This is a genomic window from Streptomyces sp. JH002, from assembly GCF_050916115.1.
Lineage (GTDB): Bacteria > Actinomycetota > Actinomycetes > Streptomycetales > Streptomycetaceae > Streptomyces > Streptomyces xiamenensis.
On sequence record NZ_CP087989.1, the window covers coordinates 4,472,569 to 4,492,628 of the forward strand.

13 protein-coding genes and 1 pseudogene are annotated in these 20,060 nt (G+C 72.9%); 5 read left to right on the forward strand and 9 right to left on the reverse strand.

All coding sequences use genetic code 11. The features are described 5' to 3' along the window. Nucleotides 1-1,018: 1,018 nt before the first annotated feature. The 4 genes from H7827_RS20480 to H7827_RS20495 all read right to left on the reverse strand — a co-directional run bounded on the left by H7827_RS20480 (nucleotide 1,019) and on the right by H7827_RS20495 (nucleotide 7,426). Nucleotides 1,019-3,523: a tetratricopeptide repeat protein gene (locus H7827_RS20480; protein WP_432746859.1), complete on the reverse strand. Its 2,505-nt coding sequence runs from the start codon at nucleotides 3,521-3,523 to the stop codon at nucleotides 1,019-1,021. Beyond that, nucleotides 3,520-4,767 (reverse strand): hypothetical protein, encoded by a 1,248-nt coding sequence (locus H7827_RS20485; protein ID WP_386536432.1) that lies wholly within the window; start codon nucleotides 4,765-4,767, stop codon nucleotides 3,520-3,522. The genes H7827_RS20480 and H7827_RS20485 overlap by 4 nt, the downstream gene beginning before the upstream one ends. A 125-nt stretch (nucleotides 4,768-4,892) precedes the next feature. Continuing rightward, on the reverse strand, nucleotides 4,893-5,942 hold the full coding sequence (locus tag H7827_RS20490; RefSeq protein ID WP_432746860.1) for a glutamate ABC transporter substrate-binding protein: 1,050 nt from the start codon (nucleotides 5,940-5,942) through the stop codon (nucleotides 4,893-4,895). Nucleotides 5,943-5,968: 26 nt separating this feature from the next. Beyond that, complete coding sequence (locus tag H7827_RS20495; protein WP_432746861.1) at nucleotides 5,969-7,426, reverse strand: hypothetical protein; 1,458 nt, start codon at nucleotides 7,424-7,426, stop codon at nucleotides 5,969-5,971. Nucleotides 7,427-7,696: 270 nt separating this feature from the next. On the opposite strand from H7827_RS20495, the gene H7827_RS20500 reads away from it, so the two are divergent. Together H7827_RS20500 and H7827_RS20505 are read left to right on the forward strand one after the other, a co-directional pair. After that, entirely contained in the window at nucleotides 7,697-8,812 is a 1,116-nt protein-coding gene (locus H7827_RS20500; protein WP_432746862.1) for a glycoside hydrolase family 5 protein, read from the forward strand. Between the two features lie 156 nt (nucleotides 8,813-8,968). Beyond that, nucleotides 8,969-9,526 carry a GNAT family N-acetyltransferase gene (locus tag H7827_RS20505; protein WP_386536421.1) on the forward strand — a complete coding sequence of 186 codons (558 nt, stop codon included), beginning with the start codon at nucleotides 8,969-8,971 and terminating at the stop codon, nucleotides 9,524-9,526. Nucleotides 9,527-9,568: 42 nt separating this feature from the next. On the opposite strand, the gene H7827_RS20510 is transcribed toward H7827_RS20505, so the two are convergent. Genes H7827_RS20510 through H7827_RS20520 form a run of 3 tightly spaced genes read right to left on the reverse strand, consistent with a single transcriptional unit; the run spans nucleotide 9,569 to nucleotide 12,087 of the window. Further along, nucleotides 9,569-10,207: a GNAT family N-acetyltransferase gene (locus H7827_RS20510; protein ID WP_432746863.1), complete on the reverse strand. Its 639-nt coding sequence runs from the start codon at nucleotides 10,205-10,207 to the stop codon at nucleotides 9,569-9,571. Nucleotides 10,208-10,241: 34 nt separating this feature from the next. Continuing rightward, nucleotides 10,242-11,147 (reverse strand): NADP-dependent oxidoreductase, encoded by a 906-nt coding sequence (locus tag H7827_RS20515; RefSeq protein WP_386536415.1) that lies wholly within the window; start codon nucleotides 11,145-11,147, stop codon nucleotides 10,242-10,244. Between the two features lie 31 nt (nucleotides 11,148-11,178). Further along, nucleotides 11,179-12,087 (reverse strand): mechanosensitive ion channel family protein, encoded by a 909-nt coding sequence (locus H7827_RS20520; protein ID WP_432746864.1) that lies wholly within the window; start codon nucleotides 12,085-12,087, stop codon nucleotides 11,179-11,181. 208 nt (nucleotides 12,088-12,295) lie between these two features. On the opposite strand from H7827_RS20520, the gene H7827_RS20525 reads away from it, so the two are divergent. The 3 genes from H7827_RS20525 (at nucleotide 12,296) to H7827_RS20535 (ending at nucleotide 13,604) form a co-directional block, all read left to right on the forward strand. Beyond that, on the forward strand, nucleotides 12,296-12,835 hold the full coding sequence (locus H7827_RS20525) for an HNH endonuclease (RefSeq protein WP_030725505.1): 540 nt from the start codon (nucleotides 12,296-12,298) through the stop codon (nucleotides 12,833-12,835). 153 nt (nucleotides 12,836-12,988) lie between these two features. Continuing rightward, nucleotides 12,989-13,267, forward strand: coding sequence for a hypothetical protein (locus H7827_RS20530; RefSeq protein ID WP_234389877.1), 279 nt, complete (start codon nucleotides 12,989-12,991; stop codon nucleotides 13,265-13,267). Nucleotides 13,268-13,418: 151 nt separating this feature from the next. Continuing rightward, on the forward strand, nucleotides 13,419-13,604 hold the full coding sequence (locus H7827_RS20535; protein WP_046725514.1) for a hypothetical protein: 186 nt from the start codon (nucleotides 13,419-13,421) through the stop codon (nucleotides 13,602-13,604). A gap of 328 nt (nucleotides 13,605-13,932) precedes the next feature. Here the strand turns inward: H7827_RS20535 and pepN are convergent. Together pepN and H7827_RS20545 are read right to left on the reverse strand one after the other, a co-directional pair. Next, a pseudogene (gene pepN, locus H7827_RS20540) lies at nucleotides 13,933-16,493 on the reverse strand (aminopeptidase N). Between the two features lie 142 nt (nucleotides 16,494-16,635). After that, nucleotides 16,636-19,974: a S8 family serine peptidase gene (locus H7827_RS20545; protein WP_432746865.1), complete on the reverse strand. Its 3,339-nt coding sequence runs from the start codon at nucleotides 19,972-19,974 to the stop codon at nucleotides 16,636-16,638. Nucleotides 19,975-20,060: the final 86 nt, after the last annotated feature.

Consider the following 20,060-nt stretch of genomic DNA (forward strand, 5'->3'; position numbering starts at 1 on the left):
GGGGCCTGGGCCTGCGGCGTTCCGGCGGAACGGCCGCCGGGCTGCTGCGGGGCCGTGGTCGGTGCTGCCGCCGCACTGGTACGCGGGGCGGCGGAGCCCGGGGCACCAACGCCCGGCTGTGCGGCCTGCGGGGCCGGACCACCAGGCGCGTTCGCGGTGGCGCCGGCGGGCTGTTGCCCCGCCGCCGGTGCCGCAGCAGTGGCCGGGGTGGTGTTACGGGTGCGTGCGGCGGGTGGGTTCGGCGCGGGCGGCGTTGTGCCCTGCGCTGCCGGTGCCGGTGCACCCGGCTGCTGCGCTGCCGTAGCCGGAGGTGTGGTGGGGGTGCCGGGGTGGGGACCGGTGGCGCCCGGCTGCTGCCCGGCGGCCGATGCGGCGCTGCCGGTCCCCGCGGCGGGCGCGTTCGGGCCCGGTTGGGCCGCGCCGTGTGCCGCCGGTACGCCGGGCGCGCTGCCGGTGGAGGCGGGTTGGCCGGGCGAGGTCGCCGCGGTGGGGCCCGGGGTGGTGCTGGCGCCGCGCCCGGCGGGTGGGTTCGGCGCGGGCGGCGTTGTGCCCTGCGCTGCCGGTGCCGGTGCACCCGGCTGCTGCGCTGCCGGAGCCGGAGGCGTCGTGGGTGTGCCGGGCTGGGGACCGGTGGCGCCCGGCTGCTGCCCGGCGGCCGATGCGGCGCTGCCGGTGGCGGCGGGCTGTTGGGCGGCCGGGGCCGGGCCGGTGCGGGGGGTGCCCGTCGTGGCGGGGCGTGGGTCCGCCGGGGCGCCGGGCGCGGATCCGGGGGGAGTCGTGGGGCCGGCCTGGGGTGCGGTGCCTCCCGGTGCGGGCGGCGTCCCGCCCGGTGCCGTGGGGGACGCGGGGCGCCGGGCGGTCATGGGCGGGGGCGGAGGAGCGGGGGCCGCCGGGTCCTTGGCCCCCGTCGGGGCTGTGGTGCGCAGGTGTTTGCCGCAGCTGCCGCAGAACTCGTCGTCGGCTTCCAGCGGCTCCCCGCAGCCGGGGCAGGCGGAGAGTTGGTCGAGCTGCGGCATCGTCACACCCATGTCCTAGGGCGGAAGCGGTTGGCCGCCTCCACCAGTTCAATCCGTTCACTACTGTCCGGCGCCCACTGCGCGAGCCGCCGGTAGGAGCGTTCCAGACCCAGTCTGATGCCCGTCTCCTCCAGTGGCGCACCCAGGAGCCGCCCATTCTGTCCGGAATGGCCGGATAGCAGCCAGTCCAGCGCAGACCCCAGCACCTCACAGGACAGTTGTTCGCCCAGTGCTGGTTCCAGTCCCCCTTCGAGCAGGGTCTCGACCTGCCGGCCCGCCGCCAGCAGGTCCGGCAGCAGCGGCTCGGCCGGTGAGCGGTGCCGCAGCCTCGCGCGGACCGCCGCCACCCGGGCGGCGATGTGGTGGGCGGAGGTGTCCGGCACCGACTCCAGCGCGGCCACCGCCCCCTCCCGGTCGCCGGCGGCCAGCCGTACCCGGGCCAGTCCGAAACTGGCGCTCACATGGCTGGGATCGGTCCGCCACACCAGTTCGTAGTAATCGGCCGCGTTGTCCTGCTGGCCCAGCGTCTCCGCGCAGACCGCGAGCGCCAGCTTCGGGGCCACCTCGCCCGGGAACGCGTCGTACACCGCGTCGAAGGACAGCGCCGCCGTGCCCAGGTCGCCGGTCGCCAGGGCGGCCACGCCCTGGTACCACACCACCCGCCAGTCGTCGCCGCACTCGTCCTCCAGCGCGGACAGCAGCCAGCGCGCGCTCTCCCGCCCCCGCCCGTCCGGCAGTTCCAGCAGGGCCCGCAGTTCGCGCAGCCGCCGTTCGACCGAGTCCACCGGGGCGGCGCTCAGCGCGGCCAGCAGGTCGGCGGGCGCGCCGGCCATCAGCCCGGACAGAAAGCCCGCGTTGGGGTCCTCCGGGTCCACCTTGGGAACGGGCAGCGCCAGGGCCGCCGCCTCGATGTCCACCGGCGTGGTCAACGGGCCGGCGGCCGGCGGAAGCGCCGACGCCGCAGCGCCCCGCGCGGCCCGGCCGCGTACCCGCCGCCGCGCGCCCAGCGCCGACACGTCACGGCCGAGGCCCGGCAGCAGCTCGGTGTCCGGCACCCGCAGTTCGGGGCCGAACAGCTGCGACAGCGCGGGCTGCGGCTGCCCCGACTGGAGCGCCACCACCTCCCGCAGCACCCCCGTCAGCTGCTCGGACATCTGCTGCGCGGAGGCGAACCGCCGCTCCGGGTCCGGGTCGGTGGCCCGTACCAGCAGCCGGTAGAACGACTCGTACCGCCGGAAGACCTCCACATGCTCCGGCTCCGGCAGGCTGTCCGCGAAGATCGTGGTGTAGCCCTGGAAGTCGAAGGTCAGCACGGCCAGCGTGCGCGCCACCGTGTACAGGTCGGAGGCCACGGACGGGCCCACCTCGGCGACTTCGGGCGCCTGATAGCCGACGGTGCCGTAGATCGCGCTCTCGTGGTCGTCCATGCGCCGCACCGCGCCCATGTCGATCAGCTTCAGCTGGTCGTTCTGCTGGATCGCGTTGTCGACCTTGAAGTCGCAGTACAGCAGCTGGCGGCTGTGCAGATGCCCCAGCGCGTCGAGCGCCTCGATGCCGTACGCGCACGCCTGCTCCACCGGCAGCGGATCGCGCCGCCCGTCCGCGCTGCGCCGGGTGTTGGCGATCTCCTTCAGCGACCGGCCACCCACGTACTCCATGACGATGTAGCCGTCCAGGCTGCCGGTGCGGCGGTCCAGATGCTCGACGAAGTTGTAGATCCGCACGATCGTGGAGTGCTCGATCTCGGCGAGGAAGCGCCGTTCGGAGATCGCCACCTCCATGGCGTCCTCGTCGCCGGTGTCCAGCAGGCCCTTGAGGACCACCCAGCGGTGGCTGACGCGGGTGTCCTTGGCCAGATAGATCCAGCCGAGCCCGCCGTGCGCCAGGCAGCCGGCGATCTCGTACTGGTCGTGCACCAGGTCGCCGGGGCGCAGCTTGGGCACGAAGGAGTACGGGTGGCCGCAGCGGGTGCAGTACCCCTCGCTGCGCCCGGCGCGCTCGCCGCGGGTACGGCCCACCCGCTCGCCGCAGTCGCTGTTGCCGCAGAACCGTTTTCGCTCGGGTACCTCGGGGTCCGCCAGCACCTGGTCCAGCGGTTCGGGCCGGGGCACAGCGGGGATGGTCACCAGGCCGGCGCCCAGCCGGGAGCGGTGGCGGGAGGCGCTGGCGCGGGAACTGCGCACGGAGACCGGGCGCTCCGACATCGGTACCGACAGGGAGCGGGAGAGCGCGCCGGAGACCGAGCGGTGCGACAGCCGCGAGCTGGGCAGCGACCGTTCGGAGGCGGCCGACGGCACCGAGGCGGGCGCCGAGCGCTGGGAGGGTACGTCGCCGCGCCGCGGCGCGTGGGTCAGGCCGGTGCCCACGCCGCCGATGTCGCCGCGCGCCGAGACGACGGGGGCGAGCCCGCACAGGTCGCAGTAGAGCTGTCCGTCGCCGACGTCCTCGTAGTGGCCGGCGCAGCCGGGCCGCTGACACGGCACGGACAGGGGTCCGCTCTCGCTCATGGCTCGCTCCGCCCTGTCAGCACGTCGGCCGCCGCGTCCTGGTAGCGCTGCACCGCGCTCTCGGCGGCGCGCAGATCGCACGGCGCGGTCCACAGCAGGCGGCGGGCGGCGTCGTAGCGTTCGGACAACAGGGGGTCGTCGTTCTTGCCGAGCCGGACGGCCTTGGCGCGGTAGGCGTCGAGACGGCCGCGCAGTTCGGCGCGTATCGCGAGCGGGGCGGTGACGGCCGACAGGGAGGAACGGGCGCGTTGCAGCTCCTCCTCGGCGCGTACCTCCAGCGCGTCCAGCAGTGGGGAGAGCCGGTGCCACTGGGCGCGGCGCCGGTACTCCCCGGCGGTGGCCAGCTGTTGCTGGAGGACGACGGGCGGCCCGCTGACGGCGGGGACCTCACTGGCGGCGATCTTGGACAGCACCTCGACGCGGGCGGCGCGGGCCTCGGCCAGGGTGCGGTCGGCGCGCGAGAGCACGTCGCGCAGCCCCACCAGCCGGGCCTCGGCGTCCTTGCGCACGCCGAAGACGGCGTCGACCTCGCGGCGGATGTCGTCCAGGGTGCGGGCGGCCCTGTCGTAGCGGGTGGTGTCGGGGCGTCCGCCCGCGACCGCGCCGGAGCCGCCCTCGGGCAGCCAGAAGGCGAGCGGGTCGGTGATGACCTCGGCGCGCAGCGCGGTCAGTTCGGCGGTGACCCGCTCCAGGTCGTCGCCGGAGGGGTGGGTGCCGGGGCGTACGCCGGCGGAGTGGGCCAGTTCGCTGACCCGGCGCAGTTCGGCGGAGAGCAGGTCTATCCGGGCCGGCAGCGCGGACCACACGGCGTCGGCGGCGGCGACCACGCCCAGGACCTCGCCGTAGCCGCGGTTCATCCGGGTCACCAACTGCTGCCAGCTGGTGTGTTCGGCCAGCAGCTCGCCGCCGGAGATCACCAGGTTGCGGCCCTCCAGCAGGTGGCTGAGGCGGGTGAGTTCCTCGCGGCCGGGGAAGCGGCGGCGGCCGCGCAGTTCGCGGGCGCGCGCGAGGGTCTCGGTGCAGGTCTCGAACCAGGACCACAGGTCGGAGACGATGGCCTCGGCGTGCCGCCAGCGTTCCAGGGTGAGCCCGGTGAGCTCGGCGCCTTCGAGCAGCCGGCGCCCGGCGTGGTCCTGAAGGGACAGCAGGGACGTCTCGATCGCCTCGTGCTCGGCGGCGAGCCGCGTCAGGGCGCGGTCCACCTCCTCCCGGCTCAGCACCCGTTGACCGGAATCCGGGGCCATCGCTCTCCCCTCTGGCTGTGGCTCTGGCTGTGACTGTGGCTCTGGTACTGACTCTGGCACTGGCTGTGACGTCGCCGCATGTGCGCGCTCGTTGATCCTTCCCCCGTCCGCGTACGGTTCACCGGTCAGTCCCGGTATCGGGGCGCGGCCGGCTCCGGGGACTGGTCCGGTGGGAAGTAGTCGGCGAGCCAGGCCCGGTAGGAGACGCGCCAGTCGCTGCCGTCGCCGCCGGCCCGGTAGTCCTCCAGTATGGCGTTGACCCGGCGCACGAGGTCCTCGTCGCCGGGATTCATCGCGATGCCGTAGGACTCCTCCTTGATGGGCTCGCCGATCAGCCGCATGGTGGGGTCCTGCGCGGCGTGGGCGGCGGCCAGCGCGCCGTCCGTCATCAGGGCGTCGGCCTCGCCCAGCTGGATCCGTACCAGGCAGTCCAGATGACCGCCGGCCTCCACCAGCGCGGCGCCGTGCGGCTCGCTCTCCAGCAGGACCCGGGCGGTGGTGTCGTCGCCGCTGCACACCCGCATCCCGGCCAGCGAGGAGTCGAAGCCGGTGATCGTGGACCAGCGGGGCGCCAGCAGTTGCTGGCCGGTGTCGAAGTAGGGGGCGGAGAACGCCACGGACTCCCAGCGGGTGCAGGTGATGGACATGCTGCGGATCACCATGTCCACCTCCCTGTTCTCCAGGAGCGGGATGCGCTGGTCGGTGGGGATGGGGCGCAGGGTGACCAGTTCGGGGTCGCCCAGCAGGTCGGCGGCGACCGCGCGGGCCAGGTCGATGTCGAAGCCGATGACGGTCTGCGGATCGTCGGGGGCCCGGTAGCCCCACAGATAGCTGTTCTGGTCGACGCCCACGATCAGTCGGCCGCGCTCGGTGATCCGGCGCACGGCGGCGCCCTCCTCGCGGGAGGGGGACCAGCTGTTGCCGGCCGGGTCGATCCCGTTGTCGCAGGTCTCGCGGGCGGCCAGCGAGCCGATGCCGTCGCCGTCCGGGCCGCTCGGGCCGCCGTCGCCGTCGTCCACCTGGATCAGGTGTCCGCCGGTCACCGGGCCCTTCGCGTCCTCCCGCCCGCCGTCGCCGGGGGCGGGCAGCGACCCGGCCAGCATCCAGCCGGCCAGCGCCATGCCGCCCACCACCATCAGCAGCGAGCGACCGCCCGGCCGCCTCAGCGCTCCCATCGCCGCACCTCCGCCCTCACCCCGGGTCACCCGTACTCCGCCAGCCTGCGGTTGATGCCGAGCACGGTGCCCGTGGCGGCCAGCGCCACCAGCGCCAGCGACCCGACAAGCAGCCCGGTCTGGGCGGCGGCGGCCCGTTCGGCGGCCCGGGTGAACTGGCCCTGCTCGTGGGCGACGGCCCGCGCCAGCGCCTCGTCGACCCGGTCGAAGGAACTACCCGTCGATTCCTCGCCGATGACGAGTTCCACCGCCTCCTGGTACTCCCCGGCGTTCTCCCGCTGCCGGGCCTCCTCGTGCAGGGCCCGCCACTCGCCGACCGCCGCGTGGGCCGCCCCGATCGGGTCCCGCCCGTCCTCGTCGTCGGCGAGCTGCCAGGCCGCGCCCAGCCGCCCGCGCGGCGCGCCGTCCTGCGCGTCGTCGGCCTGCGGCCCGGCCAGTTCGGCCATGCGCTCCTGGTAGCTCTCCTCGAAGCCGGTGCCCGAACCCCGTGCCACCAGCGTCATGCTCTCGGCGCCCCGTGCCTGCAGGGCCGCGATCCAGGCGTCGTTGAGCGCGCTGAGCGACTGCGCCCCGCCGCGATCCGCCTCGTCCAGCGCCGCCCTCGCGAAGGTGTGCGCGCCCACCAACCACAGCAGCAGCACCAGCGCCGCACCGGTGGCGGCCAGCAGGCCCTGGTTGAACACCCGGTGGGTGCGCAGCCAGTGCCGCCGCTGGGCCCAGGCCAGCACGCCGAGCGCGAGCGCGGCGGCGGCCAGCGAGAACCAGGGCCAGGCGCCCGCCCGCCGCGCGTCGTCCTGGAAGCGGCCCGTCTCCAGCGCGTACAGCGACTCGGCGGCCGGCAGCAGGACTTCCTGCATCCGGCTGTCGGCGTACCGCAGATAGGCGCCGCCCAGCGGCAGCCCCTGCCGGTCATTCGCGCGCGCCGTCTCCACCAACCCGGTGTACACCGGGAGTTCGGCGTTGAGCAGCGCGATCAACTGCTGGGCCTGCTCGGAGTTGCCGGTGTGCGCGGCGGCGCGGGTGAGCAGGGCGGCGGCGGTGGCGACGCGCTCCTCGTAGCGCTCGCGCACCTGGGGTTCGGAGCCGCTGCCGGTCAGGAAGGCCACGGCCGCCGTGGTGTTGGCGTCGGCCAGCGAGCGGTAGATGTCGGCGGCCTCCGCGCTGAGCGGCTGGCTGCTGCTGATGAGGGTGTCGGCGGCGTCCGAGCGGGCGCCGATCTGCCAGGCGGTGGCCGCGCCGAACAGCAGCAGCGCGGCGGCGACGGCGGCCCCGATGATCCGCAGCCGGCCCGGCTCGGTGCGCACCGAAGTGCGCAGCGAGCGCGCCCCCTTCGCCCAGTCCGAGAGCCGGGGCCGGCCCGGCGGCCGGGCCGGGGCGGGCGGTACGGGCGGCGGTGCGGCCGGTACGTCCGGCGCCACGGGCAGGGGCGGCGGGGTCTCCGGGGGCAGGCCGGGCGGCGCCGGAGTGTGCGGTGGCTGCCTCACGTCGGGCCCTCCCCCCTGGTGTGTGGCCACGGCCAGAAGTATGGCCGGTGTGCCGTGATCCAGACAGTCTTTACCGGGATCTTGTCGCGATCGCGATGTTGCGCCCCGCGCCGCGCGCCGTGAAGCCGCCCCGGGTGCGCCGGAGTCGGCTCTTAAGCCCCCTTAAGGCTGTCTTCACCGTCCCCCAACTGACACGCATTGACCACCCGTCAGGTTGCACTTACGTTCACATCGGTCTCGATCCCTCCCCCACGGCAGACGAGAGGTCTCATGAGCCACACCCCCACCACCGACAGCGGCGCTCCCGCCGCACACCGGCGCCGGAAGCGGCCCGGAACCCGCGCCCTCGCCTCGCTCGCCGCACTGCTCACCGCGACCGGCGCCGCCGCGGCTCTGTGGCTGGGCGGCGGCACCGCCACCGCCACGGCCTCCGGCGGCGACACCCCCGACGAGCCGCCGCGCTCCGAGGCCGTCACCCCGTACCAGCAGTACGGCGCCCTGGAGATCTGCGGCCTGAGGCTGTGCGGCGAGGACGGCAGCCCCGTCCAGCTGCGCGGCATGAGCAGCCACGGCACCCAGTGGTTCGAGCACTGCCTGACCGAGGGCTCGCTGGACGCCCTCGCCGACGACTGGGGCGCGTCGCTGCTGCGGGTGTCCACCTATGTGCAGGAGGGGGGATACGCGACCAACCCGCAGCGCTTCACCGACATCGTCAGCCGGGTCATCGACCAGGCCACCGCGCGCGGGCTGTACGTGATCGTCGACTGGCACCAGCTGAGCCCCGGCGACCCGAACGCCAACACCGCCCTCGCGAAGCGGTTCTTCACCGATATCACCGCCCGCCACGGCCACCAGGACAACCTGCTCTACGAGATCGCCAACGAGCCCAACGGCGTCAGCTGGCAGTCCATCAAGAGCTACGCCGAGGAGGTCATCCCGGTGGTCAGGGCCGGGGCGCCCGACGCCGTCGTCCTGGTCGGCACCCGTGGCTGGTCCTCGCTCGGCGTCTCCGATGGGGCCGACGAGAACGAGATCGTCGCCAACCCGGTCAACGCCGACAACATCGCGTACACCTTCCACTTCTACGCGGCCTCGCACCGCGACCACTACCTCTCCGTCCTGGACCGGGCCTCGGACCGGCTGCCGATCTTCGTCACTGAATGGGGCACCCAGGACTACGCGGGAGAGGGCGCCAACGACTTCGCCATGTCGCAGCGCTACCTGGATCTGATGGCCGCCAAGGGCATCAGCTGGGCCAACTGGAACTTCTCCGACGACTGGCGCTCGGGCGCCGTCTTCCGCGAGGGCTCCTGCGCCGCCGGTCAGTTCTCCGGCACCGCGCCGCTCAAGGAAGCGGGCGTGTGGGTCCGCGACCGAGTGGGCTGACACACGCCACGCCGTGGCGGCCGGCCGGGGCCCGGACACCTGTACGGGGTGCGAGACGCCGCGTACGTCCGTACCCGTCCGGTCGGCCGCCACGCCGGCTTCCGTGATGTGAACGACCACTTCCAAGATCGATGATCACCGGGCAAGATCACCAGCATGACCGGCGAGGAACCCGTATACGTGCTGCCCCTGGCCCCGCTGCGGCTGACGGGCCACGGCGTGCAGCTGCGCGAGTGGACGGCGGCCGACCGGGCCGCCATGGTGGCGCTGTTCGACGACCCGGAGATCGCCCGGTGGACCCCGCTGCGTTCACCGTTCGACGAGGCCGCCGCCGATGACTACCTGGCGAAGGCCCGCGACTCCCGGCCCGCGGGCCGCCGCGTCCAGCTGGCCATCACGCTGGACGGGGCCGCCCCGCTGGGCGAGGCCGTGCTGTTCCCCAACGCGGACGCCGAACGCGAGGCCGAACTGGGCTACACCGTGGGCCCCGCCCACCGCGGCCGGGGGCTGGCCGCCCGCGCGGTGCGGCTGCTGGCCGAGTACGCCCTGACCGAGCTGCCCGTCCCGCGGGTGATCCTGCGGATCGAGCCGGAGAACGCGGCCTCCAACGCCGTCGCCCGCGCCGCCGGGTTCGCCCTGGCGCCGGACGAGCCGCTGCACCGTGAGATCCGGGGCCGCGCGGTCACCCTGCTCACCTGGGCCCGGCACCCGTGACCGGCCGGACGGCCGCCCGGGGACGCCGCACCGCCGGCCGTCCTACAGCCGCAGGCCCAGATACAGCACCTGGGCCTCCTCGGTCGGCTCGCGCAGGGTGACGAAGCCCAGCCGGGTGTAGAAGGCGTGCGCGGCGGTGTTCGCCGGATTCATGCCCAGATGGACGCCGGGGACGCCGCGTTCGCGCAGCGCGTCGAGGTATGCCGTCATCAGCCGGGTACCCAGACCGCGCCGTTGCCCCTGCGGCAGCAGGTCGATGTGCAGATGGGCGGGGTGTTCGCGCACCACCTCGGCGTCGATCATCCGCTCCGGCGCGTGCAGCAGGCCGCGCAGTTCGCCGTCCATGTCCGTCGCCCCGGCCAGCTCCGGGAAGCGGTCCCGCACCCGGGGCAGCCACGTGGCGCGGAACGCGCGGTAGAACGCCCGGGTGTCGGCCGCGCCCACGATGTAGCCGATCGGCCCGTCCCCCTCGTCCGCCACGAACACCAGCTCCGGGGCGAGTTCGGCGTACGGGGTGGCGAACAGCGCCGGCAGCACCCCCGGATCGCGGTAATGGCCCCGGGCGTCCCCGCCGTTGTACCCGGTGCCGACGCAGATCCGCCGCAGAGCCGCGGCGTCGGCGGCATCGCCCGGACGGTAGCGGCGGATCTCGACCTCGGCCTCGACATCGGTATGCGTCATGCGCGCCATTGTGTGGCCCGCCCAGGGCGAGCGACTAGACGGTGAGCACGATCTTTCCGCGCACGTGGCCGCCCTCGCTGCGCTCGTGCGCCTTCGCGCCCGCGTCCAGCGGATACTCCGAGTCGATCGCCACCGTGAACCGCCCCTCCCGGGCCAGATCGGCGGCCTGCGGCAGCGCGTCGTACGCCGGCTCGTCCGACATCGCCGAGGTGACCCGCGCCCCGTGCTGCGGCGCGGAGAAGTCCGCGATGCTCACCACCCGGCCCGGATCGCCCGCGATCTCGATCAGCTCGGGCAGCGACCCCGAACCCGCCGTGTCGAACACCGCGTCCACCCCCTGCGGCGCCAGCCGTGCCACCCGTTCCCGCAGGCCCGCCCCGTACGTCGTCGGCAGCACCCCCAGCGAGCGCAAGTAGTCCTGGTTGCGGTCGCTCGCCGTGCCGATCACGGTGATGCCGTTGGCCACCGCGAACTGTGCCGCCGCGCTGCCCACTCCGCCGGCCGCGCCCTCGATCAGCAGCGTCTGCCCCGTCGTCACCCCCAGCAGGCGCAGCGCGCGCATCGCGGTCTCCGAGGTCACCGGCAGCCCGGACGCCTGCTCCCAGGTCAGCTCCGCCGGCTTGACCGTGTAGTGGTCGAGCACCGCGTACTGCGCGGACGCGCTCTGCCCGGAACCGAAGACCTCGTCACCGACCGACACCCCGGCCACCCCGGAGCCGACCTCGTCGACGACACCGGCCGCGTCCGTGCCCGGGATGGCGGGGAAGGCGAGCGGCGAGGTCTCGTCGAAGAGGCCGCGCCTGATCTTCCAGTCGATGGGGTTCACCGCCGCCGCGCGCACCGCGATCCGGACCTGGCCGGGCCCCGCGTGCGGCTCCGGCTGTTCGGTCACCCGCAGCACCGAAGGGTCGCCGTAATCCGTGTAGGTCAGTGCGCGCATCGTGAGATCGCCTCCCAGGTCGCTTCGCTCCTCACCCCTCAGTGTTACGGAGCGTCGCGCCCGGCGCAGCTCGAAGCTTCTCCAGCGTCACGCCGGCCCCGTCCACCTGCGCGATTCCGGCCTCGTCCAGCGTCCGCTTGATGCGGCGCCGCAGTTCCCGTTCCACGGTCACGGCCTTGCCCGGCATGGTGCGGGCCCGCACCTTCACCACCATGGAATCCAGCGTCACCGACTCAAGACCCAGGACCTCCAGCGGCTCCCACACCAGTTCGTCCCAGGGGCTGCCGGCCGTCCGCAGTTCCTCGCCCGCGCCGCTGATCAGCTTGCGCACCTGCTCGTAGTCGGCGTCCGCGCGGACCTCGATGTCGAGCTGGGCGGTGGCCCAGCCCTGGCTGAGGTTGGCGACGCGCTTGATCTCGCCGTTGCGCACGTACCACAGCTCGCCGTTCTCGCCGCGCAGGGTGGTGACCCGCAGCCCTATCTCCACCACGGTCCCGGTGGCCTCGCCGGCGTCGATCCGGTCCCCGACCCCGTACTGGTCCTCCAGCAGCATGAACATCCCGCTCAGCACGTCGGTGACCAGGTTGCGCGCGCCGAAGCCGATCGCCACGCCGAGGAAACCGGCGCTGGCGATCAGCGGGCCCAGCTCGATCTCCAGCTGGGACAGGACCATCAGCGCGGCGGTGCCCAGGACCATGACCGAGGCGGCGCTGCGCAGCACGGAGCCGATGGCGGCGGCGCGCTGGATCCGCCGTTCGGGGCTGGCCAGCAGCGAGCCACCGCTCCGGCCGCCGGTGCGGCGCTTGTCGTCGCGGTGCATGCGCTTGATGAGCCGGCTGATGGACCGGCGCACAACGGCGCGCAGCACGAAGGCGATCACCACGATCAGCGCGACACGCAGGCCCGTGCCCAGCCAGGCTTCCCAGTTCTCCCTGCTCACCCGTCCACCGTAATCGGGGGAGGGGCCCCCACCGGCCCGGTTCCGGCCCGGGGCAGGGAGAAGTATGAGCAATACGGGGCAGGTGTGGCGAATGACACCATCGGTGCATTCCCTGTTCGTGGTGGCGCTTTCCCCCCGCGGCCGGGACACACTGTGGGAGATCGTCCCGGCGCGAGCCACGCGCCGCCGACGGAACTGGAGGGCATCCGTGCCGCAGGTCCTGGTTCTCAATGCCTCGTACGAGCCGCTCGGCGTCGTCCCCATCCGCCGCGCGCTCATTCTGCTGCTGAACGACAAGGCGGTGAGTCTGGAGGACTCGGACGTCCTGATGCGCAGCGCCACCCATGCCATACCGGCACCCAGCGTGGTACGGCTCAAACGCTTCGTCCGGGTTCCCTACCGGGGCTCCGTGCCGCTCACCCGGCGGGCGCTGTTCGCCCGCGACGGCGGCCGGTGCGCGTACTGCGGGGCCGTGGCCACCAGCGTCGACCATGTGATCCCGCGCAGCCGGGGCGGCGCGCACGCCTGGGAGAACGTCGTCGCCGCCTGCCGCAGCTGCAACCACATCAAGGCCGACCGGCAGGTCGCCGAGCTGGGCTGGCGGCTGCGGCACAAGCCGGGGCCGCCGTCCGGGCTCGCCTGGCGCATCATCGGCACCGGCCACCGCGATCCGCGGTGGCTGCCGTACCTCCAGCCGTACGGCGCGGACGACGCGCTGGCCAGAATCGAGGGACGGACCTCCGCCTGAGGGGAGCGGCGCCGCAAATCTTTTCGCCGACCGTGGGTGATATCGATCGCTTTCCCGTAATTGCGGTCGCGAGAACGGATGGGGTGGCGTTGACTGGGTAGGGCAACGAGGGCACCGAAGTCCGCGTTACCGCCCGTGAACGGAGTGAGGCCCGTGGCCGCACCCAGTAAACCCGCCGTCGCCCCCCATCCGCCCGCCCTCATCGGCGAGCCCGCAGTGCCGTACGACGAGCTGCCGGCCATGCCCTGGGACGAGACCGGCGAACTCGACCTGTCGGAGCTCACCGACCCCGACGCGGCGGCCCGTGCCCTGGACCCGCCGCTCACCAGCGAGCCGGCCCCCTGGGACATCGCGCCCCTCACCTCGGAGCAGCCGCTGGCCGCCGCCGAGCTGCCGCTGACCTCCGAGCCGACCGGGGCCACCCCGCACTGATCCGTACGAAACGGCGGGGGCGTGGGAAAGGCCGCGGAAGGGGTTCGTTAGTGTGGGGGGCGTGGTCAACGCGAACAAGAACGCCCGTGGGCAGAAGCGACTGAGCCAGCGCGGCCTGCGCGCAGGAGCCCTCACGGCCGGCACGCTGCTGATGCTGCTCATGACGTCCCCGGCCGCCCAGGCCCTGACGCGCGAGGACGGCGACGACCCGGGCTCCGGCCTGAGCGTCATCGAGACCCTCGGCCTGTTCGTGGCGGCCCCGATCGCCCTGTTCGTGGTGATCGCCGGGCTGGTCGTGCTGGGCGAGAAGAAGAAGCCGGCCAAGCAGCAGAGCTGATCGCCGCCGCCCGGCGGAGCGCCCCGGAACGGGGCGCGAGCGGGGCGTGAGGCGAACGGCGCCGCGGCACCGTGAGGTCCGGCCCGGCCGCGGCCGGGCCACCGCGACCCGTCGTGTTCTTCCGCGGGCCCCGCACCCGGGGCCCGCGTTTTCGCATGCCCGGACCCGGCGCCGATCGACCCGCGAGCGGGCGGCCCGGCCGGTGCGACTCCCGTGCGACAGCCGGCCCGTACCGCGGACCCGTACCCCGCTCCCACGGACGGGGCGCCGGACCGAGCGGTCCGGCGCCCCTTCGCCGTGGGCCGTGGCCCCGTTCTCCTACGGCCCGTTACGCCTGCGCCTCGGCCGCCGCCTTGTCGGCGAGCTGGGCGTTCAGGGCGCGTTCCACACCCGCCCGGGACTCCGTGACCAGACGCCGCAGCGCCGGCGACGGCTTCGCCGCCTCCAGCCACGCGTCCGTCTCCGTCAGCGTCGCCCCGCTCACCTGGATGCCCGGGTACAGACCGACCGCGATCTGCTGCGCCATCTCATGGCTGCGGGAGTCCCACACGCTCTTGAGCACCGCGAAGTACTCCGGCGTGTACGAGGCCAGCAGCTCGCGCTGGTCCGCCTGGACGAAGCCGCCGATGACGGCCTCCTGCATGGCGTTGGGCAGCTTGTCGCTCTCCACCACCAGCGCCCACGCCTCGGCCTTCGCCTCCCGCGTCGGCCGGGCCGCCCGCGCGTACGCCGCGTGCCGTTCGCCCGCCGAGGTGCGGTCCCGCTCCAGCTCGGCCGCGATCTCCTTCTCGTCCGCGCGCCCGGTGGCCGCCAGCCGCTGGAGCAGCGACCAGCGCAGCTCCGTGTCCACGGCGAGCCCTTCCACGCTCCGCGTGCCGTCCAGCAGCCCGGCGATCAGGGCCAGTTGCTCGTCCGTACGGGCCACCGAGGTCAGCGCCCGGGCCCACGCCAGCTGGTGGTCGCTGCCGGGGGCCGCTTCCGCCAGGTGCCGCTCGGCGGCCTCGCTCCAGCGCAGCAGCCCGCTCTCGCGCCACTGCGGGTCGGCGTAGAAGGCGAGCGCCATGGACACCTGGCGGTGCAGGGACTGCACCACGCCGATGTCCGTCTCCTTGCCGATGCCCGAGAGCACCAGCGCCAGGTAGTCGCGGGTGGCCAGTTCGCCGTCGCGGGTCATGTCCCACGCCGAGGCCCAGCTCAGCGCGCGCGGCAGCGACTCGGTGAAGTCGCCCAGGTGCCGCTGCACCACGGCCAGCGACTCCGGGTCAAGGCGCACCTTGGCGTACGACAGGTCGTCGTCGTTGAGCAGCACGACCGCCGGGCGCATCTGCCCCACCAGCTGCGGGACGTCCGTCAGTTCGCCGTCGACGTCCAGCTCGATCCGGTCGCGCCGCACCAGCGCGCCGTCGGTCAGCTCGTACAGGCCGATGGCGATCCGGTGCGGGCGCAGCGTCGGCTCGCCGGTGGCACCGGGCGGCAGCGCCGGGGCCTCCTGCCGTACCGCGAACGAGGTGATCGCGCCGTCCCCGTCCACCGTGAACTCCGGGCGCAGCACGTTGATGCCGGCCGTCTGGAGCCAGGCCTTGGACCAGGCGCCCAGGTCCCGGCCGCTGGTCTCCTCCAGCGCGCTGAGCAGGTCGGTGAGGCGGGTGTTGCCCCACGCGTGCCGCTTGAAGTACGCCTGCACGCCCGCGAAGAACGCGTCAGCTGCTTGAGGACGGAGGCGCCCTTGGCGTAGGTGATGCCGTCGAAGTTGACCAGGACATCGTCCAGGTCACGGATCTCGGCCATGATCGGGTGGGTGGAGGGCAGCTGGTCCTGCCGGTACGCCCAGGTCTTCATGGAGTTCGCGAAGCTGGTCCAGGCGTGCGGCCAGCGGCTGCCCGGCGCGTGCGCCTGGCAGGCGATCGAGGTGTAGGTGGCGAACGACTCGTTCAGCCACAGGTCATTCCACCACTCCATGGTCACGAGGTCGCCGAACCACATGTGGGCCAGCTCGTGCAGGATCGTCTCGGCCCGCATCTCGTAGGCCGCGTCGGTCACCTTGGAGCGGAAGACGTACTGGTCGCGGATGGTGACCGCGCCCGCGTTCTCCATGGCGCCGGCGTTGAACTCCGGCACGAACAGCTGGTCGTACTTGGCGAACGGGTACGGGTGGTCGAACTTCTCCTCGAACCAGTCGAAGCCCTGCCGGGTCACGGCGAAGATCGCCTCGGCGTCGAGGTGTTCGGCCAGCGAGGGCCGGCAGTACAGGCCCAGCGGCACCGAACGCCCCTCAGGGCCCTCCCAGCTGCTGTGCACCGAGTGGTACGGGCCCACGATCAGCGCCGTGATGTAGCTGGAGATGCGCGGGGTCGGCTCGAACCGCCACACGTTGTCGGCGGGCTGCGGGGTGGGCGAGTTGGAGATGACCGTCCAGCCCTCGGGTGCCCGCACGGTGAACTGGAACGACGCCTTCAGGTCGGGCTGCTCGAAGCAGGCGAACACCCGCCGCGCGTCCGGCACCTCGAACTGCGTGTACAGGTAAGCCTGCTCGTCCACCGGGTCCACGAACCGGTGCAGGCCCTCGCCCGAGTTGGTGTACGCGCAGTCGGCGACCACCACCAGCTCGTTGTGGCCCTGCGCCACGTGCGGCAGCACGATCCGGGAGTCGGCGAAGACGTCCGAGGCCGGCAGCACCTCCCCGTTGAGCGCCACATGGCTGACCGAGGGGGCCACCAGATCGATGAAGCTCGCCCCGGCCTCGCGCGCTGTGAAGTGCACGGTCGTCTCGGAGCGGAAGGTGCCGCCCTCCTGGGCACCGGAGAGATCGAGCGCGATGGTGTAGCTCTCCACGCTCAGCAGCCGGGCCCGCTCCTGGGCCTCTTCGCGGGTCAGATTCGTGCCAGGCACCAGTTCTCCTTCACGTACACGTGTGTACTCCTGTACTCCGTCCGGTCATCCTTCCACGGGCCACGCGCACCGGGGCGGTGCGCGACCTGTGCCGCGCCCGCCCCGGTGCCGTTCACCGTCCCCGCGTGGGGTCAGGGTGAGGTCAGGAGCCGCTCACCTTCTCGATGATGATCCCGCCGCTGCCCGTCACCGTTCCGGTGGCGTTCAGCAGCTTCACCTCGCCGAAGAACTCGCGTCCGGCGGAGGCGTCACCGGCGGCCGAGATGACGGTCACCTCGGCGTCGATCTCCGCGCTCGCGCCGCTGGCCAGCGTGATGACCTGCTCCTCGTCCACGGCCACGGTGCCCAGCTCGGGGGAGAGGTAGGCGTCGCGGTAGTCGTAGGCGGTGGAGCCGGACGGGATGGCGTACGCGTGCACCTCGACGGTGTACGTGCCGGCCGCCGGGTTGGTCAGGACCACGCTCTCCTCGGAGCCGCCGGAGGCCGACTGGCCGACCAGCGTGCCGTCCCGGTACACGTACAGGTCCAGGTCGGCGGCCGGGTCCGAGGTGCCGCCGATGACGGCCTCGAAGCGGGTGACGCCGGCGGCCAGTTCGACCGTGCTGGTCTGGTACGCGCCGGTCTCGATGGTGGGCCGGTCGGTGGCCACCGAGCCCAGGTCACCGGCGGACAGGGAACCCTCGATCGGCGCCAGCGTGTTGCTGACCTCCCAGCTCACGGGGAGCGGGGTGCCGACGGTGGCCTCCTCGACGGTGACCGTGCCGGGCTCGAAGACGGTGCCCAGGGCGGTCGCGGTCATCGTGTACGGGTTGTCGAGGTGCGGCGAGGTGCGCCGGGCCTCGACCTCGATCTCCCACACGCCCGGGGTCGGGTTCTCGTAGGACCGCAGGTCGGGGCGGCAGGTGTTCGAGGGGTTGGTGTAGTTGGGGTAGCAGTTGACGGTGGAGGAGTTGTCCGCCAGCGTGCCCCACGGGGTGATGGCGATCCACCGGGTCTGGCTGCCCTCGGTCAGACCGTCCAGCTTGACCTCAAGGCTCTTGGTGCCCTCGGGGACCTTGATGAAGTACGAGGTGCTGGCGTTGCGCTGCACCGTCGAGGTCTTGGTCACCGCGTAGGAGGGTCCGGCGAGCTGCTCGGTCACCAGGATGGTGCTCAGGACCTGGAGGTCCACGCCCTTGGTGGAGCGGTCGTCCACACCCAGCAGCACGCTGTGCGCCCCGGCCGAGCGCGGCTTGGCCTGCACCTTGACGGTGACCGGCTTGTTGAGCGGCAGCGAGACGGAGCTGCTGCCGACCAGCGAGAAGGTCTTGTCGTGGTTGTTGTCCAGGGTCAGCTTGTGCTGGACGTTGCGGTTGGGGCCGCTGGTACGGGTGAGGGTGATGTCGTACGTCTTGCGCTCACCGACCTTGGGGGCGGTCTCGCGGTCGTACACGCCGGTGCCGAAGCCCGGGGTGGCCAGGAACTCGGCCAGATCGCTGCTCACCGGCGCCTTGACGGTGTACTCGTGCGCGGTGGCGCCCTTGGTGATGAGCTTCCACGCGGCGACGGTGTCCATCAGGCCCGCGCCCTGCTCGTGCGCCTGCACCCCGGAGATGGGGTCGGCCGAGGAGGTCAGCGCGGTGCGCAGGTCGGCGGCCGACAGCTCGATGCCGCGCTGCTTGGCACCGGACAGCAGCAGCGCCGCCGCGCCCGCCACCTGCGGCGAGGACATCGAGGTGCCCTGGAGCATCCCGTAGCCGGGCGGCAGCGCGTAGCCCGCCTCGGCGACCGGCGCCCCGGGCTGCCAGGTCGGGATGGTGTTGATGGAGGCGCCGGGCCCGGTGATGGTGGGCTTGAAGCCGCCGTCGGCGCGCGGTCCCGCCGAGGAGAACGGCAGCATGGCGTACTTCTTGGTCACGCCGGAGCCGTAGTTGGCGGCCCAGGTCTCCTTGGAGATGGCGGCGCCGACGCTGACGACCTTCTCGGCGACCGAGGGGTCGGAGACGGTGTTGACACCCGGGCCGTCGTTGCCGGCCGAGATGAACAGCTGGACGTCGTAGGTGTCGATCAGCTCGCTGTACACCCGGGCGCGGGCGTTGTTGCCGTCGTTGAGCGCGGGCAGGCCGCCGATGGAGACATTGACGAGGTCCACGTCGCGGTTGACGACGAGGTCGATCATGCCCTCGAACATGGCGGTGGCGGTGCAGCCGCCGTTGAAGCGGCAGGCGCGCGAGGAGACGACCTGCGCGCCGGGGGCGGCGCCGTTCATCTGGCCGCCGAACAGGCTGTTGGCGGCGGTGATGCCGGCGACGTGGGTGCCGTGCCGCCCGGAGACGATGCCGATGTTGACGAAGTCGCGGGTCTCGCCGATCCAGTCACCGCCGTAGGGGTCCATGGGGACGTCCTCGCGGATCTCCACCACGAACGGGACGGACTCGGCGATCTCGGTGTCCGGGTTGTCGGTGCCGAAGTAGCCGATGTCGTGGTTCTCGCGGTACGGCTTCATCTCGGCTTCGTCGGTGAAGTCGCCGTCGTCGTTCAGGTCCACCCGCACGGTGCCGGCCGCCGGGTCGTACAGCACGGCCCAGGCGCCGTCGGTGCGGCCGTCGCGGTTGACGTCGCCGCCCAGCTCACCGGCGGCGATGTTCTCCCGGAAGATCGAGACGTAGTAGTCGCCCGCCGGGGCCTTGTAGTCGCGGCCGTTGTAGCTGAAGGTCTCGCCGGAGACCGCGGTGGTCATCGGGCGCCAGGAGCCGTCGCTGTCGATGATCGGGTCGGTGGCGGTGACCCAGTCGGTGACCTTGCGCTCGCCGGTGGTGGTCTCCTGGAGGGAGGGGTGGGCGAGGTCGACACCGGTGTCCAGGATGCCGATGGTGATGCCGCGGCCGTCGTACTTCTTGTTCTGCTTGACGAAGTCGACGGCGCCCGTCTCGTGCGAGGGCTGGTACGGGTTGGCGGCCTTGGTGGTGGCGTCGGGCGCCTGGTAGGACGTTCCGTTGCCGCCGCCGGGGCCGTGGCCGCGGCCGAGCTCCGTGTCGGGCAGCGGGTCCGGTACCTGGATCTCCTCGTTGAGGTCGATCGCGTACACGGAGGACAGCGCCCGCGCCTCGTCGATGGCCTCGTCGGCGGCGCCGGTGCGCACGGTGGCGCGGACGTAGCCGATCTCGTCGAGGGTGTAGCCGACGGAGGCACCCCGGATGGCGTCGAGCGCGTCGCTGACCTCGTCGGTCTGGCCGGGCTCGGTGGCGATCATCAGGGTGACGTGCGGCTCGCCCGCGGCCTTGGCCTCGGCGAGCAGCGTGGCGTCATGGGTGCCGAACTTTTCGTCGATCGGCTTGTCGGCGGCCGAACGGGTGAGCGCGTCGCTCTCGGCGGCGAAGGCGGGCAGCGCACCCGTGACGGCCAGCGCGCTCACCAGCCCGGCGGCGAGCGCCACCCGGGCGGCCCGTGCCGAGCGTCTCCTGCCGGTGGCAGGGGGGAACAGGGGAGAAGTATGAGACATGGGCATCCTTGTTCGGATTCCGGAACCGGATGACCGGTCATCATACGTAAATGATCACTTGATGTAATGGCTTTACAAGATAGTTG

Excerpts from the sequence above, each read along its gene's own strand:
- H7827_RS20485 (WP_386536432.1), bottom strand. The coding sequence starts at position 4,767 with ATGGCCCCGGATTCCGGTCAACGGGTGCTGAGCCGGGAGGAGGTGGAC.
- H7827_RS20545 (WP_432746865.1), bottom strand. The coding sequence starts at position 19,974 with ATGTCTCATACTTCTCCCCTGTTCCCCCCTGCCACCGGCAGGAGACGC.
- H7827_RS20535 (WP_046725514.1), top strand. The coding sequence starts at position 13,419 with ATGCTGCTCATGACGTCCCCGGCCGCCCAGGCCCTGACGCGCGAGGAC.
- H7827_RS20500 (WP_432746862.1), top strand. The coding sequence starts at position 7,697 with ATGAGCCACACCCCCACCACCGACAGCGGCGCTCCCGCCGCACACCGG.
- H7827_RS20505 (WP_386536421.1), top strand. The coding sequence starts at position 8,969 with ATGACCGGCGAGGAACCCGTATACGTGCTGCCCCTGGCCCCGCTGCGG.
- H7827_RS20515 (WP_386536415.1), bottom strand. The coding sequence starts at position 11,147 with ATGCGCGCACTGACCTACACGGATTACGGCGACCCTTCGGTGCTGCGG.
- H7827_RS20490 (WP_432746860.1), bottom strand. The coding sequence starts at position 5,942 with ATGGGAGCGCTGAGGCGGCCGGGCGGTCGCTCGCTGCTGATGGTGGTG.
- H7827_RS20480 (WP_432746859.1), bottom strand. The coding sequence starts at position 3,523 with ATGAGCGAGAGCGGACCCCTGTCCGTGCCGTGTCAGCGGCCCGGCTGC.
- H7827_RS20510 (WP_432746863.1), bottom strand. The coding sequence starts at position 10,207 with ATGACGCATACCGATGTCGAGGCCGAGGTCGAGATCCGCCGCTACCGT.